Raw genomic sequence first — 14,431 nt, forward strand, 5'->3', positions numbered from 1 at the left:
TTTACATCCCTAAATTTCAGGACTTATATGTGATCATCGGCGAATGATGGAGGTCCTGTGGCTGGGGTCGGGGTATGGCTCATCGGCGCCCGCGGTTCGGTGGCGACCACGGTTGTCACCGGGGCCGCCGCCATCAAGGCAGGTCTGACTACCGCGCAAGGGTGCGTCACCGAGACGACGGACTTCTCTCCAGGCGACGCGACCGGCCTGCCCGCGATCGGTGACCTCGTGTTCGGCGGCCATGACATCGTCGAGACCTCGTTACGCAAGCGCGCCGAACGGCTCAGCGAGGCCGGTGTGCTTCCCGCCTCCTTCCCCACCCTGCTGGCGCGCGATCTCGACGAGACGGACGCGGAGATCAGGCCGGGCAACGCTCCGATCGACCGGCTGATCGAGGATCTGGCGGCGTTCCGCGAGCGGCACGGCCTGGACCGGGTCGTGGTCGTCAACGTCTCCTCGACGGAGCCGCCCGTCGCCTGGCACCCCGGCTTCGGGCGCCTGGAGTCGCTGGATCTCGACCTGTTGCCGCCCAGCTCGCGCTACGCGTACGCGGCTTTCAGCGCCGGTTGCGGCTATGTCGAATTCACCCCGTCCACCGGACCGGCCCTCCCGGCCCTCGCCGAGCTGGCCGTCGCGCGGGGCGTGCCGTACGCCGGCCGTGACGGCAAGACCGGCGAGACCCTCGTCAAGAGCGCGCTCGCGCCGATGTTCGCCGGGCGTGCGCTGCGGGTGCGGTCCTGGTCGGGTCTCAACCTGCTGGGCGGCGGCGACGGCGCCACGCTCGCCGACCCGGCCGCCAGGTCCAGCAAGGAGATCTCCAAGGGCCGGGCCGTGGCAGGCGTCCTGGGCCAGGAGGTCGACGGCCAGACCCACATCGACTTCGTCCCCGACTTCGGCGAGTGGAAGACGGCGTGGGACCACGTCTCTTTCGAGGGGTTCCTCGGGGTGCGGATGGCCTTGCAGTTCACCTGGCAGGGCTGCGACTCCGCGCTGGCGGCACCGCTCGTGCTGGACCTGGCGCGACTGGTCGCCCGCGCGCACGAGAAGGGGCGCACCGGCCTCCTGCCGGACCTGGCCTACTTCTTCAAGGACCCCTTGGGCAGCGACGAACACCGGTTACCCACCCAGTACGAACGTTTGCGCGCCTTCGCCCGGGACCTGGCGTGAACGACGGCGCGCGGGCACTGCTGGAGCTCGTCAGAGCACCCGCCGCCGTGTCGGTGCCCGGCGACACCATGGCGGGTGCGGCGGCCGCCCGGGTTCGGTGGGCTCCCGGATTGGGGGTGGCCTCGACCCTGCTGTACTGGTCCGGCATGGCGCTCAACGACTGGGCGGACCGCGACGCCGACGCACTCGACCGCCCCGAGCGCCCCATCCCGTCCGGACGCGTGGCCGAAGGCCGGGCGCTGGCGATGGCCGCCGGGCTGACCGGTGCGGGCCTGGCCGTGGCCGCGCTGAGCGGCGGCCGTCGCGCGCTGGCAACGGCAGGCCTGCTCGCCGGCGCCGTCTGGGCCTACGACCTGAGACTCAAGCACACGGCCGCCGGTCCGGCCGCGATGGCCACCTGCCGCGCACTGGACGTGCTCCTCGGCGCGACCGGCCGGAGCGGTGCTGCCGGAACGGGCGCAAGAGGCTGGGCGAGCGCGCTGCCCGTCGCGCTGGCCGTGGGCGCGCACACCTACGGGATCAGCATTCTGGGACGCGCCGAAGTGAAGGGAGCGACCCCCGGCACCGTGAGAGGGGCGCTCGCCACGACCGCTGCCGCCACCGGTCTCGCCGCGGCCGCCTGCCTCCCCGCGCTGCGCACCAAGGCAATGGGACCGAGGATGGGCGAAGTCCCGGACCGGGTGACGGCGGTCGCGTTGTCCGGGGAGCACGCGACGGCCGCGGACCGCGTGAGGGCGGTCGCGTTGTCCGGGGAACAGGCGACGGCTGCGGACCGCGTGACGGCGGTCGCGCTGCTCACGGGCTACGCGGCGCTCACCGCCACAGCCGTAGCCCGGCTGCGGGTGACACCCGGCCCGGATCAGGTCCGGCAGGCCGTACGGCTCGGCATCCTCGCCCTCCTCCCTCTGCAGGCCACCGCGGTGGCGGGCGGGGGCCGCAGGAAGCAGGCGGGAGCGCTGCTGGCCGCGCACCCCGTGGGCCGGTGGTTGTCGGCGCGGATGGCCACCTCATGAAGTGGGCCTACTGCACGAACGGGTTCGGCGACCACCGTCTCCCGGAGGCGCTCGAGGTCCTGGCCGGCCTCGGCTACCGGGGCGCGGCGATCACTCTGGACCACGGCCATCTCGACCCCTACGCTCCGGGCCTGGCCGCGGAGGTGGCGGCGACGGGCAAACTGCTGGCGAGCCTCGGCCTGGAAGCCGTCGTCGAAACGGGTGGCCGCTACACGCTGGACCCGTGGCGCAAGCACCACCCCACGCTGCTCAGCGACGGCGCCGAGCACAGGATCGACTTCCTGACCCGGGCCATGAGCGTGGCGGTGGACCTCGGGGCGCCGATCGTTCATCTGTGGAGCGGCGCCCTGCCGGACGTCTCGGTGGACGAGGCGTGGGAGCGGCTCGTCCGCGGGTGCGCGACGCTGCTCGACGCGGCCGACCGGCAGGGCGTCATGCTCGCGTTCGAACCGGAGCCCGGCATGTTCATCGACACCCTCGACGCCTACGAAAGGCTGCGCGCCCTGCTGGACGGGCACCCCAGGTTCGGGCTCACCCTGGACATCGGCCACTGCCACTGCGTGGAGCCCATGACGGTGGCGGAGTGCGTGCGGCGGGCGCTGCCGTACCTCGTGCACGTCCAGATCGAGGACATGCGCCGAGGCGTCCACGAGCACCTGGAGTTCGGGACGGGCACGGTCGACTTCCCCGCGGCGCTGGACGCGCTCGGCGGCTACGACGGGCTGGTCGCGGTCGAGCTCGCCCGGCACGGCCACGCCGCGCCGGACGTGGCCCGCCGATCGATCGAGTTTCTCCGGAGGACACATGAGCGACTGGACGGCGCAAGCCGTACAGGACATCGAACAGAACCCTGAGGCGATATACCGGCTCTTCCCGCAGGCCGAACGGCGAGGCGGCGCGCAGGCACGGGCGCGGCTGCTGGCCGGTGCGGACGCGCGCACAGTCGCGGAGCTGTATTGGCGCGGGGACGCGGGCGAACGGCTCGCGATCCTGCGCGCGCTGCCCGGGCTGGAGCTCGGCTTCGATGCGTTGCCGCTGGTGGAGGACGCGTTGCGGACCAACGACGCGCGGCTGGTGGAGGCGGCGCTCCCCTCTTCGCGGTGGCTGGATGATCATGCCTTCCGGCAGGCCGTGCTCAAGTGCGTGTTCATGTCGATCCCGCTGGCCTCGATATCCGAGCTCGACCGGCGCTACGACGCCGAGCTCGCCAGGATGCTCGCCGACTATGCGGCCGAACGGCAGGCGGCCGGACGACAGGTGCCCCAGGACGTGCTCGAAAGGCTCTGACGATGCGAATCTTCGACCCCCACATCCACATGACCTCACGCACCACCGACGACTACGAGCGGATGCGCGACGCCGGCGTGCGGGCGCTGGTCGAGCCCGCCTTCTGGCTGGGGCAGCCGCGGACGAACGTGGGCAGCTTCCTCGACTACTTCGACGGGCTGCTCGGCTGGGAGCCGTATCGGTCGGCGCAGTACGGCATCCGCCACCACTGTGCCCTGGCGCTCAACCCGAAGGAGGCCAACGACCCGCGCTGCGCCGAGGTGCTCACCGAGCTCCCCCGCTACCTGCTGAAGGACTCGGTCGTCGCGGTCGGTGAGGTCGGCTACGACTCGATGACCCCGGCGGAGGACAAAGCCTTCGAGGCGCAACTGCAGCTCGCGGTCGAGGCGGAGCTGCCGGTGCTGGTGCACACCCCGCACCGTGACAAGGCCGCGGGCACCCGCCGCTCCCTCGACGTCGTCCGCGCGGCCGGCCTGGCCCCCGAGCTGGTCGTCGTCGATCATCTCAACGAGCTGACCGTCGGCATGGTCGCCGAGTCCGGTTGCTGGATGGGTTTCTCGATCTATCCGGATACGAAGATGGATCCCGATCGGATGGTGGCCATCCTCCGCACGTACGGCACCGACCGCGTGCTGGTGAACTCCGCTGCCGACTGGGGCAAGAGCGACCCGCTCAAGACCCGCGAGGTCGCCGAGCAGATGCTCGTGGCCGGGTTCACCGACGACGACGTGGACCAGGTGCTGTGGCGCAACCCGGTCGCCTTCTACGGCCAGAGCGGCAAACTCTCCGACGCGGTCACCGACGCCCCCGACTACGCCGGCAACACGATCAAGCGGGGCGGCTGATGCGCTTCCGCCACCCGGACGGCTCGACCGTCCACCTCGCCTACTGCACCAACGTCCACCCCGCCGAGACCCTGACCGGCATTCACGACCAACTCGCCGGCGCGTGCTCCCGAGTCCGCTCGCTGCTCGGCGTGGACCGCCTCGGGCTGGGGTTGTGGCTGTCACGCGACGTCGCGTCGGCGCTGCTCGCCGACCCCTCCGAGCTGGTACGGCTGCGCGCCGCCCTCGAGCGGCTCGGTCTCGAGGTCGTGACGCTCAACGGTTTCCCCTACCGGGGCTTCCAGCAGGAGGTCGTGAAATATCGGGTGTACGAGCCCGACTGGGCGTCGCCGTCACGGTTGCGGTACACGCTCGACCTGGCGGAAATCCTTGCCCAGCTGCTGCCGGCCGACGTCGCGGAGGGCACGATCTCGACCCTCCCCCTGGCGTGGCGTACGGACTGGACCCCCACCAAGGCGGAGGCCGTTTCCCGAAATATCGCGACACTGTGTGATGAGCTGCACACGCTCTCCTCACGCTCCGGCAAGACCATCCGGGTCGGCTTCGAACCGGAGCCCGGCTGCATCGTGGAGACCACCCCGCAGGCCACCGCCCTCCTGCCGCACCTGGACCTGCTCGGCCTCTGCCTGGATGCCTGCCACGCGGCGGTCGGCTTCGAAGACCCTCCCGACCTCACCCTCCCGATCGTCAAGCTGCAGGCCTCCTGCGCCTTGGAGGCCGCGCCGTACACGCAGAGCGCGCTCGCCGCCTACGACGAGCATCGTTTCCTCCACCAGACCCGCTCGGCCTCGGGCTTCACCGACGACCTGGGCGAGGCGATGGGCGGGGCGCTGCCCCCGGGCGAGACGTGGCGCGTCCACTTCCACATGCCGCTGCACGCCGAGCTCCCGCCGCCGCTGACGACCACGGCTCCCTATCTGCGCGGGCTGCTGCGCACCCTCCTCGGGGGTGACACCGCGCTCACGCGGCACGTCGAGGTCGAGACGTACACCTGGACGGTCATGCCGGGAGGCCCGTCCGACGCGGCCGAGGGCATCGCGGCCGAACTCGACTGGACGCGCGGCCGGCTGGCCGAGCTCGGCCTGAAGGAGCTGTGATGGCGCCCCTCGTCGTGATCAACGTGGTCGGCCTGACCCCGGCCCTGCTGGCCCATATGCCCAACGTCGCCAAGGTCGGCAACGCCGCCTCGCTGCGCCCGGTCCTGCCCGCGGTGACCTGCTCCATGCAGGCCACGCTGCTGACGGGCACGATGCCGCGCGAGCACGGCATCGTGGGCAACGGCTGGTACTTCAGGGACCTGGGCGAGATCTTCCTGTGGCGCCAGCATAACGCGCTGATCCAAGGGGAGCAGTTATGGAGCGCGGTGCCGGGCGCGCGCACAGCCAACGTCTGCTGGTGGTACGCCATGGGCGCGGCCAGCGACATCCTCGTCACGCCGCGCCCGATCTACCACGCCGACGGCCGCAAGTCCCCCGACTGCTACACCCGCCCGCCGTCCCTCCACGACGCCTTGGAGGCCGAGCTCGGCACCTTCCCCCTGTTCAACTACTGGGGGCCGACGGCCGGGATCGCCTCCACCCGCTGGATCGTCGGCGCCGCGCGCCACATCCTGCACGCGGAACGCCCCGACCTGCTCATGGTCTACGTCCCGCACCTCGACTACGACCTGCAGCGCCACGGCCCCGCGGGCCCGGAGGCGGTGGCGGCCGCCCAGCAGGTGGACGCTGCCCTGACCCCGCTCCTCGCCGAGGACGCGACCATCGTGGTCGTCTCCGAGTACGGCATCACACCGGCCGCCAGGCCGGTGAACATCAACCGGGCCCTGCGGTCAGCCGGGCTCCTGGAGGTCTACACCCAGGCCGGCATGGAATACCTCGACCCGTGGGCGTCGCGCGCCTTCGCCGTGGCCGACCACCAGCTCGCCCACGTCTACGTCCGCGACCCGGCCGACCTGGAGCGAACCCGGGCGGTCATTGCCGAGCTCCCCGGCGTCGACGAGCTCCTCGACCGCACCGGCCAGGCGAAGTACGGTCTGGACCACGAGCGGGCCGGCGAGCTGGTCGCGGTGGCGGAGCCGGACGCCTGGTTCACGTATTACTACTGGCTCTCCGACGACCGCGCCCCCGACTTCGCCCGCCTGGTGGACATTCACCGCAAGCCCGGCTATGACCCCGCCGAACTCTTCATGGACCCCTCCGACCCCTTCGTCAAGGTGCGTGCGGGAATGGCGCTGGCCAGGAAGCTCCTTGGCTTCCGCTACACGATGTCGGTGATCCCTCTCGACCCGTCCCCCGTCCGCGGCAGCCACGGCCGCCTGCCCGACTCCCCGGCCGATGGCCCGCTCCTTCTCGGCCCCTTCGACCGCGACGCCTACGAGTCCACCGCCGTGAAGGACCTCCTCATCGGCCTGCTGAACGACGCCTGAACGGCCACCAGGCTCCGGTTCGGCCGGCTGCTGTGCCGGGAGCGAACCCGGCCGAAGCCGGACCTTCCTCAGTCGTCGAGCAGCCGCCATGCGGTGAGGGCGAGCCTGACCCGTATCAGTCCGGTGGGCTCGGTGAGCTCGATGCCCAGGGTCTTGCCGAGCTGTTCGAGTCGGCGGGCGACGCTGCTGTGGTGCAGGTGGAGCCGGTCGGCCGCCTGGCGTAGGGAGCCGGTGGCGCAGTAGGCGTCCAGGGTCTCCAGGTCTTCTGGGTTGCCGGCCATTCGCGCGACCGCGGCCACGTCGGTGTTGTCACGCGAGGCGTCCTGGGGTATCTCGGCCAGGAGTGCCAGCGCGCCCAGGTCGTCGTAGTGGACGACCGGCTGGCGTGGGGTGGCGAAGCGGAGCGCGGTGCGGGCTTCCCTCCAGGACCGGTCGGGGCTGTCGGCGGCGCCGATGCCCGCGCGGACGCCTGCGGGGAATCGGGCCGGGTCCAGGGTGGTGGCCAGGATGACGCCCACGTCGGCGAGTGGTGCCGCCTTCACCGGCCGGGCCGGGCAGACCAGGCCGCCGACCTGGTCGAGCGGAACCTGCGATCGTACGGCGACGACCCGGACCGGCAGGGCGGCGGCGAAACCCAGGAGCCGTAGCGCCCGGGCTCTGGCCGCCTCGTCGCTGTCGGAGCTGATCACGAGTTCGACGAGGGCGGGGTCGGCCATGGTGGTGCGGGCCGGGCCGTACCTCTCGACGACCGTCGTGGCGGCGATGGCGAGCCGGTCCAGCAGCAGTTCGTCGAGGGAACCTGGCGTGCCGGGGCGTTCCAGCCACACCGTGCCGATCTCCTCGCCGTCGAGGGTGATCGGCACCGTGGTGGACGCGGGTGGCGGCGGGGCGGACACCTGCCTGCCGTCGGGCGACATGCGGATCGTCCGGCCGGTGCCGTGGAGCCGGATCCCGGCCACGCACTCGGCCAGGCCCGCCGAGGCCCGGGCGAGCGCCGGAAGGTCCACCCGCCGGCGCATCAGCGTGTCGTAGAACATGACCACCCGGATCGCCCCTCCGGCTTGCGAATCCAGTTGCGACAGCCGTTCCGCCAGTACCTCCATGACAGGAGGGTAGGCGACGATCGGTGCATGATCCAGGCGGGATGCCCGACGGATGGCGGCTGATCTCGGAGGGTGGCCACTGTGAGGATGGCTGACATGGATCCCGAACTGGAAGCATTCATCCCGTTGTTCCCCAAGGCCGACCTGACCGACCCGGTCACCGAGCGCAAGAACTTCGCCGCGCTGGCCGCCGCGGCACCGGTACCGGACACCGCGGACATGGAGATCGAGGACCGCATGGTGCCCGCCGATCCGGAGGTCGCGGTGCGGATTTATCGCCCCCACGGCGCGCAGGCCGCCATCATCTGGCTGCACGGCGGCGGATTTGTCATGGGTGACCTGGACACCGAGCACCCGTGGGCCACCCGGGTCGCGGACGGCTCCGGCGCGATGGTGATCTCGGTGGGCTACCGGCTGGCTCCCGAGCATCCGTTCCCGGCCGCCCTGGACGACGTCTACGCCGTACTGACCTGGACGGCCGAGCATGCCGCCGAGCTCGGCATCGACCCCGCCCGCATCGCGGTCGGAGGTCACAGCGCCGGCGCGGGCCTCGCGGCCGCGGTGGCGTTGCGGGCACGCGATGAGCAGGGACCGCCCATCCGCTTCCAACTGCTCAATCAGCCCGGGCTCGACGATCGGCAGGAGACGTGGTCGCAGCGGCACTTCACCGATACGCCCTGGATGAATCGCGACAAAGTCACCGCATCGTGGCGGCACTACCTGGGTTCCGCGCCCGCCTCACCGTACGCCGCCCCAGCGCGGGCCGGCGATCTGTCCGGTCTGCCCCCTGCCTACATCGCCACCGCGGAGTTCTGTCCGAACCGCGACGAAGACATCGCCTACGCGCTGCGCCTGCTGCAGGCAGGCGTGTCGGTCGAGCTGCACCAGTGGCCCGGCACCTTCCACGGGTCGCAGGCGATCCTGTCCGCCGAGGTGTCGCAGCGGCAGATCGCCGAACTCGGCGCCGCCCTGCGCCGTGCCCTGGCCGAGTGAGGAGCGCGATGACCATCACCGAGCTTGCCCAGGCAAGGGAGCAGCCCACACCACCACCGGATGCCGATTCGGCGGCGGAACCGAGCATGGCGGGTCTGCTGCGCCCGCATCTGTGGAGTTTCGCCGCCGTGGTGATCCTGCAGGTGATCGGTGCGGTGGCGGGGCTGGCGCCGCTGCTGGCGGTCGTCGAATTGGGTCGTGCTCTGTTGTCGCCCGGCCCGATCGATCACGGTCACGTCTGGATCGTGGTGGTCGCGGGCGCGGCAGGCTTGTTCGTCCGCCTGCTGGTCACCGCCGCCTCGTCCGGGATCGGGCACATGGTCGACGGCCAGGTGCAACTGGCGTTTCGCCGGCAGCTGGCCGCGCGGCTGGGGCGGGTGCCGATCGGCTGGTTCTCCCGGCGCCGGACCGGCGAGCTGGCCAAGGTGGTGGGAGAGGATGTGAGTGCGGTGCACCCGTTCATCGCCCACACCCCCGGCGAGCTCGTCTCCGCGTTCGTGGTGCCGCTGGTGTCGCTGATCTACTTGTTCACCATCGACTGGCGGCTGACATTGATCACGCTGATCCCGGTGGCGCTGGCCATTGCGCTGGTCCCGCTGATGATGACCCCGGCCCGGCTGCGCGAGCAGGAGGAGTTCGATGCGGCCATGGGACGCATCGCCAGTTCCGTGGTCGAGTTCGTGCAGGGGATCTCGGTGGTCAAGGCGTTCGGCGGATCCGAGCGCGCCCACCGCAAATTCCGCACGGCCGCGGACGATCGACACCTTTCTCCGCTGGGCGCACGGTCTGTCCGGGCTCGCCGCGGGGATGCAACTGGCGCTGTCGCCGCCGTTCGTGCTGCTGGTCGTGCTGATCGGCGGTGCGGCTCTGATCGCGAACGGTGGCCTGGCCCCGGTCGACCTGCTGCCCTTCCTGCTGCTCGGACTGGGCCTGACCGCTCCGGTGGCGGCTCTGGGCCACGGCTTCGACGACCTGCAGGCCGCCCGGCGCGCGGTCGGCCGGATCCGGGACGTGCTCGCGGTCCCGTCGCTGCCGGAGCCCGTGCACCCGCTCGCCCCACAAGGGCATCGGGTGGAACTGCGTGGCGTCCGATTCGGTTATGAAGATGATCACGAGGTGCTGCGCGGGATCGACCTGGTGCTCGAGCCCGGCACGGTCACCGCGCTCGTCGGGCCGTCGGGAAGCGGCAAGTCCACCCTGGTCCAGCTGCTGCCGCGATTCTTCGACCCGACCCACGGCTCGGTCGTCCTGGGCGGCGTCGATCTGCGCGAGATCGGCAGCCGGGAGCTCTACCGGATGGTCTCCTTCGTCTTCCAGGACGTACGCCTGTTGCGCGCATCGGTCGCGGACAACATCGCGCTGGCGGTACCGCAGGCCGACCGCGATGACGTGGTGCGCGCCGCCCGCCTGGCGGGCATTCATGATCGGATTCTCGAGCTGCCTCGCGGATACGACACGGTGATCGGTGAAGAGGCCGGGCTGTCGGGTGGCGAGGCCCAGCGGATCTCGCTCGCCCGCGCCCTGCTCGCCGACGCCCCCGTTCTGGTGCTCGATGAGGCGACCTCCTTCGCCGACCCGCAGACCGAACAGGCGGTGCGCCGGGCCCTGGCGACGCTGAAGGGCGATCGGACGATCCTGGTCATCGCCCATCGGCTGGAGACGGTCGCCGACGCCGACACCGTCGTGGTGCTGGAGAACGGGTCGATCGTCGAGCGCGGCAGGCCCGCCGAGCTGCTGGCACAGAACGGAACGTTCGCCGCGTTCTGGCGATCCCGAGGAGATGAGCCCCGATGATTCGCATGCTGCTACGCGTGCTGGGACACCACTACGCCCAGCCGGTGCGCCGCACCGTGGCCCTGATGACGACGACCGCGATAGCCGAGGGGTTGTCCTACGCGCTGCTGGTTCCGGTGCTGCGGGCACTGCTGGGCAGCACGCCCGCCGACGCCGTGCCGTGGCTGATCGCGTTCGGGGCGGCGGTCGCGGTCTACGCGGTGCTGCGCTACCTCAGCGATCTTTCCGGTTTCCGCGTCGGGACCACGATGTTGCGTGGCATGTACCACCGCCTCGGCGATCACCTGGCCCGGCTGCCCCTCGGCTGGTACGACACCGGCCGGGTCGGGGAGGTGTCCGTCCTGGCCAGCCGCGGCCTCCTGCGGGCGATGAGCGTGATCGCGCATCTGCTGACACCGTTGATCTCCGCCTCTGTGACGCCCCTGACGATCGTGGCCGTGATGCTCGCCTTCAACTGGCAGCTGGGCCTGGCCGCGTTGGCCGCCGCACCGATCGTGGCGGCCGTCCAGATCTGGACGGGACGCTCGACGGCCGCCACCGACGCCGAGCGCCACGAACGCGACAAGGAGGCCACTGGGCGAGTCATCGAATACCTCCAGGCCCAGCCGGTGCTGCGAGCCGGTGGCCGCACCGTCGAACGCTTCCAGGTCCTCGACGACTCGCTGCGGGATCTCCGGCGTGCCTCCCGGCGTAGCGTGCTGAAGGCGCTGCCCGGCGTCGTGGGCCTGACCCTCACGGTGCAGGTGATGTTCACTGTGGTGCTGGTCCTGGGCGCCTACCTCGCGCTCGGCGGGAGCATCGGTGCGGCAGAAGTGCTGACGATCCTGGTGCTGGCCGCCCGCTGCGCCGACCCGCTGCTGTCGCTGACGGATATCAGCGGCCAACTCCGCAGCGCACGCGCCGAGCTGGCCAGACTCGACACGGTCCTGCGTACCGAGCCGCTGCCGGAGCCCCGGGAACCGATCCAGCCGGAACGCCACCACCTGGAGTTCGCGTCCGTCACCTTCCAGCACGGCGACCGCACCGTGATCGGCAACGTGTCGCTGTCCGTGCCCGAGGGACGGCGGCTCGCCGTCGTCGGACCCTCGGGCGCCGGCAAGAGCACCCTGCTGCAGTTGCTCGCGCGGTTCTACGACGTGGACGCGGGCGAGGTGCGTGTGGGCGGTGTGGACGTGCGGGCCATCGACACCGAGGTGTTGATGGCGCAGATCGCCATCGTCTTCCAGGACGTCTACCTCTTCGACGGCACGATCGAGGAGAACGTACGGCTCGGCCGTCCCGACGCCGACGAGGCCGAGGTGCGGGCGGCAGCGACCGCAGCGAGACTGGACGAGGTGATCGAACGGCTGCCCGCCGGATGGGCGAGCAAGGTCGGCGAGGGTGGCGCACTGCTGTCGGGCGGTGAGCGCCAGCGTGTCTCGATCGCGCGAGCGCTGCTGAAGAACGCGCCCATCGTGCTGCTGGACGAGGTGACCTCCGCGCTCGACCCGGTGAACGAGGCGGCCGTCCACGAGGGCATCGAGCGCCTGATGGCGGGCCGGACGGTGGTGATGGTCGCGCATCGGCTGCGGACCGTTCAACGCGCCGATCGCATCGTCTTCCTGGACGACGGCCGGATCGTGGAGGAAGGCAGCCACGACGAGCTGCTGCGCCGCGGCGGCCGCTACGCCGATTTCTGGACCATGTCCCTGACACCGGCGGCGAGTGAATGACGTACTAACCCGGCCTGACAAGCGCCCGAGCGTTTTTTGCAATCGGTTGTTGCAGGATTAACGACGCGACCAGGCACAATGGGTCGCGTCGTTTGCAGTTTTACCTAGATGTATTGACGTTTCGTGCATGTAACGCCACTGTGATCTGCAACCGGTTGTTGGGCGCGACGCGCAGAGAACGACACGCGTGACAGCACATCCACATAGCCACCCCCCTGCGGGCTGGGCTTGGCGAGCTGAAGAACTGCAGAAGCGGGCTCTGCTTTGCCATGCCCTGAACCGACACCTCCACAGCACTCATACGAATGGAGCTGGACGTGCGCAGAAGAGAACATCTCGGCAGAAGGCTGACGGTCGCGCTGACCGCCGGGCTCGTCACCACGGGTGGCCTGGTGACCATGCTCAACGCACCGGCCTCGGCAGCCCCATCCAACGGCAACTACATGCTGGTCAACGCCGGCAGCGCCCTGTGCGCCGCCGTACCCGGACCCAGCACCGGCGACGGCGTGCAACTCGTGCAGAGCTCCTGCGCCGAGACCGCCGGACAGATCTTCACGATCACCGCCTCCGGCGCCAACTATCAGATCAAGGCCGAGCACAGCGGCAAGTGCCTCGGCGTCCGCGACGCCTCCACCAGCGCCGGCAAGGCCGTACAGCAGGAAACGTGCACGGGCGCCGCCTCACAGACCTGGCAGCTCACCGTCTCCGGATCCCACTACCGCGTGGTCAACACCAATGGCGGCAAGTGCCTCAACGTCAAGGACAACTCCACCGCCGCCGGCGCCCTGTTACAGCAGAACTCCTGCGACTCGGCGATCACCAAGCAGTGGACGCTGCGGCCCACGGGCAGCGGCGGCGGCCCGACCACCAGTCCCACACCCACCCCCACCCCGACCGTCACCCCCACCGGCGGCGGCACGCCGACCCCGTCCGCCGGCACGCTGTATGTGGCACCCAACGGCACCGACAGCGCAGCCGGGACGCAGGCGAACCCGACGACGCTCACCTCGGCGATCACCCGCATCGCCCCCGGCGGGACGATCTACCTGCGCGGCGGGAAGTACACCTTCTCGCAGACGGTCACCATCGCGCCGGGCAACAACGGCACCTCCAGCGCCCGCAAGAAACTGTCCGCCTACCCGGGTGAGACTCCGGTGCTGAACTTCTCCACCCAGAGCGAGGACCCGGCCAACCGCGGGCTTGCCGTGAACGGGTCCTTCTGGCACGTCTACGGCATCACCGTCGAGCGTGCCGGTGACAACGGCATCTTCGTCGGAGGCAGCAACAACATCTTCGAGCGCACGGTGACACGGTTCAACCGCGACACGGGCCTGCAGCTGTCGCGGACCGTCTCCACCACCCCCCGTGATCAGTGGCCGTCCAACAACCTCGTCCTGAGCGCGTTGTCGCACGACAACGCCGACTCCGACGGCGAGGACGCCGACGGCTTCGCCGCCAAGCTCACCGTCGGATCCGGGAACGTCTTCCGCTACGCGGTGGCCCGCAACAACATCGACGACGGCTGGGACCTCTACACCAAGACGGACACGGGAGCCATCGGCGCGGTGACCATCGAGGACTCCCTGGCCTACAACAACGGCACCCTCAGCGACGGCAGCCAGGCCGGCAACGGCGACCGCAACGGCTTCAAGCTCGGTGGCGAGGACATCGGCGTCAACCACGTCGTCCGGCGCACCATCGCCTACCGCAACGGCAAGCACGGGTTCACCTACAACCGCAACCCCGGCACCATGTCGATAGCGAACAACGTCAGCATCGACAACACCGAGCGCAACTTCACGTTCGAGGCCGGCACCTCGGTGTTCCGTAACAACACCTCCTGTCGCAGCAGCAGCGGAACCAACGACAAGATCGTTGGGAACGCCGACAGCACGAACCAGTTCTGGTCCGGCTCGAACGGGTCCCGGTGCTCCTCCTACACCGGCACCCTGGGCTGGTCCTTCGCCTCCGACGGCCGCCTCGTCGTGACCTTCGGCGGCACCCCGGTAACCCCCTGACGGACTCCACCGCCTGACCGCCGCGGCAGCCTGCCGCGGCGGAGGTATTTGACCACAATTGGGGTTATCGGCTT

Annotated in this window: 13 protein-coding genes; 12 read left to right on the forward strand and 1 reads right to left on the reverse strand. The window is 70.4% G+C overall.

Features of this window, described 5'->3' with window-relative positions; all coding sequences use genetic code 11:
* Positions 1–57: 57 nt before the first annotated feature.
* Genes ACTWQA_RS28350 through ACTWQA_RS28380 form a run of 7 tightly spaced genes read left to right on the forward strand, consistent with a single transcriptional unit; the run spans position 58 to position 6,737 of the window.
* Entirely contained in the window at positions 58–1,167 is a 1,110-nt protein-coding gene (locus ACTWQA_RS28350) for an inositol-3-phosphate synthase (RefSeq protein WP_443162111.1), read from the forward strand.
* On the forward strand, positions 1,164–2,180 hold the full coding sequence (locus ACTWQA_RS28355; RefSeq protein ID WP_443162112.1) for an SCO3242 family prenyltransferase: 1,017 nt from the start codon (positions 1,164–1,166) through the stop codon (positions 2,178–2,180). The genes ACTWQA_RS28350 and ACTWQA_RS28355 overlap by 4 nt, the downstream gene beginning before the upstream one ends.
* Positions 2,177–3,034 (forward strand): sugar phosphate isomerase/epimerase family protein, encoded by an 858-nt coding sequence (locus ACTWQA_RS28360; protein ID WP_443162113.1) that lies wholly within the window; start codon positions 2,177–2,179, stop codon positions 3,032–3,034. The genes ACTWQA_RS28355 and ACTWQA_RS28360 overlap by 4 nt, the downstream gene beginning before the upstream one ends.
* Complete coding sequence (locus tag ACTWQA_RS28365) at positions 2,985–3,467, forward strand: EboA domain-containing protein (protein ID WP_443162114.1); 483 nt, start codon at positions 2,985–2,987, stop codon at positions 3,465–3,467. Before ACTWQA_RS28360 ends, ACTWQA_RS28365 begins: the two co-directional genes overlap by 50 nt.
* A gap of 2 nt (positions 3,468–3,469) precedes the next feature.
* Positions 3,470–4,312, forward strand: coding sequence for a TatD family hydrolase (locus ACTWQA_RS28370; protein ID WP_443162115.1), 843 nt, complete (start codon positions 3,470–3,472; stop codon positions 4,310–4,312).
* Positions 4,312–5,409, forward strand: coding sequence for a metabolite traffic protein EboE (gene eboE, locus ACTWQA_RS28375; protein WP_443162116.1), 1,098 nt, complete (start codon positions 4,312–4,314; stop codon positions 5,407–5,409). The genes ACTWQA_RS28370 and eboE overlap by 1 nt, the downstream gene beginning before the upstream one ends.
* Positions 5,409–6,737 (forward strand): nucleotide pyrophosphatase/phosphodiesterase family protein, encoded by a 1,329-nt coding sequence (locus ACTWQA_RS28380; RefSeq protein ID WP_443162117.1) that lies wholly within the window; start codon positions 5,409–5,411, stop codon positions 6,735–6,737. The genes eboE and ACTWQA_RS28380 overlap by 1 nt, the downstream gene beginning before the upstream one ends.
* 68 nt (positions 6,738–6,805) lie before the next feature.
* Here ACTWQA_RS28380 and ACTWQA_RS28385 read toward each other — a convergent pair whose 3' ends face one another.
* Complete coding sequence (locus ACTWQA_RS28385; protein ID WP_443162118.1) at positions 6,806–7,840, reverse strand: PucR family transcriptional regulator; 1,035 nt, start codon at positions 7,838–7,840, stop codon at positions 6,806–6,808.
* Positions 7,841–7,936: 96 nt separating this feature from the next.
* Here ACTWQA_RS28385 and ACTWQA_RS28390 point away from each other — a divergent pair, with 96 nt between their 5' ends.
* From ACTWQA_RS28390 to ACTWQA_RS28410, 5 genes are all read left to right on the forward strand, one after another.
* Complete coding sequence (locus ACTWQA_RS28390) at positions 7,937–8,833, forward strand: alpha/beta hydrolase (RefSeq protein WP_443162119.1); 897 nt, start codon at positions 7,937–7,939, stop codon at positions 8,831–8,833.
* Between the two features lie 8 nt (positions 8,834–8,841).
* On the forward strand, positions 8,842–9,936 hold the full coding sequence (locus tag ACTWQA_RS28395; RefSeq protein ID WP_443162120.1) for an ABC transporter transmembrane domain-containing protein: 1,095 nt from the start codon (positions 8,842–8,844) through the stop codon (positions 9,934–9,936).
* A gap of 13 nt (positions 9,937–9,949) precedes the next feature.
* Positions 9,950–10,627 carry an ABC transporter ATP-binding protein gene (locus ACTWQA_RS28400; RefSeq protein ID WP_443162121.1) on the forward strand — a complete coding sequence of 226 codons (678 nt, stop codon included), beginning with the start codon at positions 9,950–9,952 and terminating at the stop codon, positions 10,625–10,627.
* Positions 10,624–12,339 carry an ABC transporter ATP-binding protein gene (locus tag ACTWQA_RS28405; protein WP_443162122.1) on the forward strand — a complete coding sequence of 572 codons (1,716 nt, stop codon included), beginning with the start codon at positions 10,624–10,626 and terminating at the stop codon, positions 12,337–12,339. Before ACTWQA_RS28400 ends, ACTWQA_RS28405 begins: the two co-directional genes overlap by 4 nt.
* A 317-nt stretch (positions 12,340–12,656) precedes the next feature.
* Positions 12,657–14,357, forward strand: coding sequence for an RICIN domain-containing protein (locus ACTWQA_RS28410; protein WP_443162123.1), 1,701 nt, complete (start codon positions 12,657–12,659; stop codon positions 14,355–14,357).
* Positions 14,358–14,431 lie beyond the last annotated feature (74 nt).

This window comes from Nonomuraea sp. 10N515B (genome assembly GCF_052245915.1).
In the GTDB taxonomy this organism is placed as follows: Bacteria; Actinomycetota; Actinomycetes; order Streptosporangiales; family Streptosporangiaceae; genus Nonomuraea.

What these genes read in the sequence shown, in the direction of transcription:
- ACTWQA_RS28360 (WP_443162113.1), top strand. Translation starts at nt 2,177, where the DNA reads ATGAAGTGGGCCTACTGCACGAACGGGTTCGGCGACCACCGTCTCCCG.
- ACTWQA_RS28365 (WP_443162114.1), top strand. Translation starts at nt 2,985, where the DNA reads ATGAGCGACTGGACGGCGCAAGCCGTACAGGACATCGAACAGAACCCT.
- ACTWQA_RS28370 (WP_443162115.1), top strand. Translation starts at nt 3,470, where the DNA reads ATGCGAATCTTCGACCCCCACATCCACATGACCTCACGCACCACCGAC.
- eboE (WP_443162116.1), top strand. Translation starts at nt 4,312, where the DNA reads ATGCGCTTCCGCCACCCGGACGGCTCGACCGTCCACCTCGCCTACTGC.
- ACTWQA_RS28380 (WP_443162117.1), top strand. Translation starts at nt 5,409, where the DNA reads ATGGCGCCCCTCGTCGTGATCAACGTGGTCGGCCTGACCCCGGCCCTG.
- ACTWQA_RS28385 (WP_443162118.1), bottom strand. Translation starts at nt 7,840, where the DNA reads ATGGAGGTACTGGCGGAACGGCTGTCGCAACTGGATTCGCAAGCCGGA.
- ACTWQA_RS28390 (WP_443162119.1), top strand. Translation starts at nt 7,937, where the DNA reads ATGGATCCCGAACTGGAAGCATTCATCCCGTTGTTCCCCAAGGCCGAC.
- ACTWQA_RS28395 (WP_443162120.1), top strand. Translation starts at nt 8,842, where the DNA reads ATGACCATCACCGAGCTTGCCCAGGCAAGGGAGCAGCCCACACCACCA.
- ACTWQA_RS28405 (WP_443162122.1), top strand. Translation starts at nt 10,624, where the DNA reads ATGATTCGCATGCTGCTACGCGTGCTGGGACACCACTACGCCCAGCCG.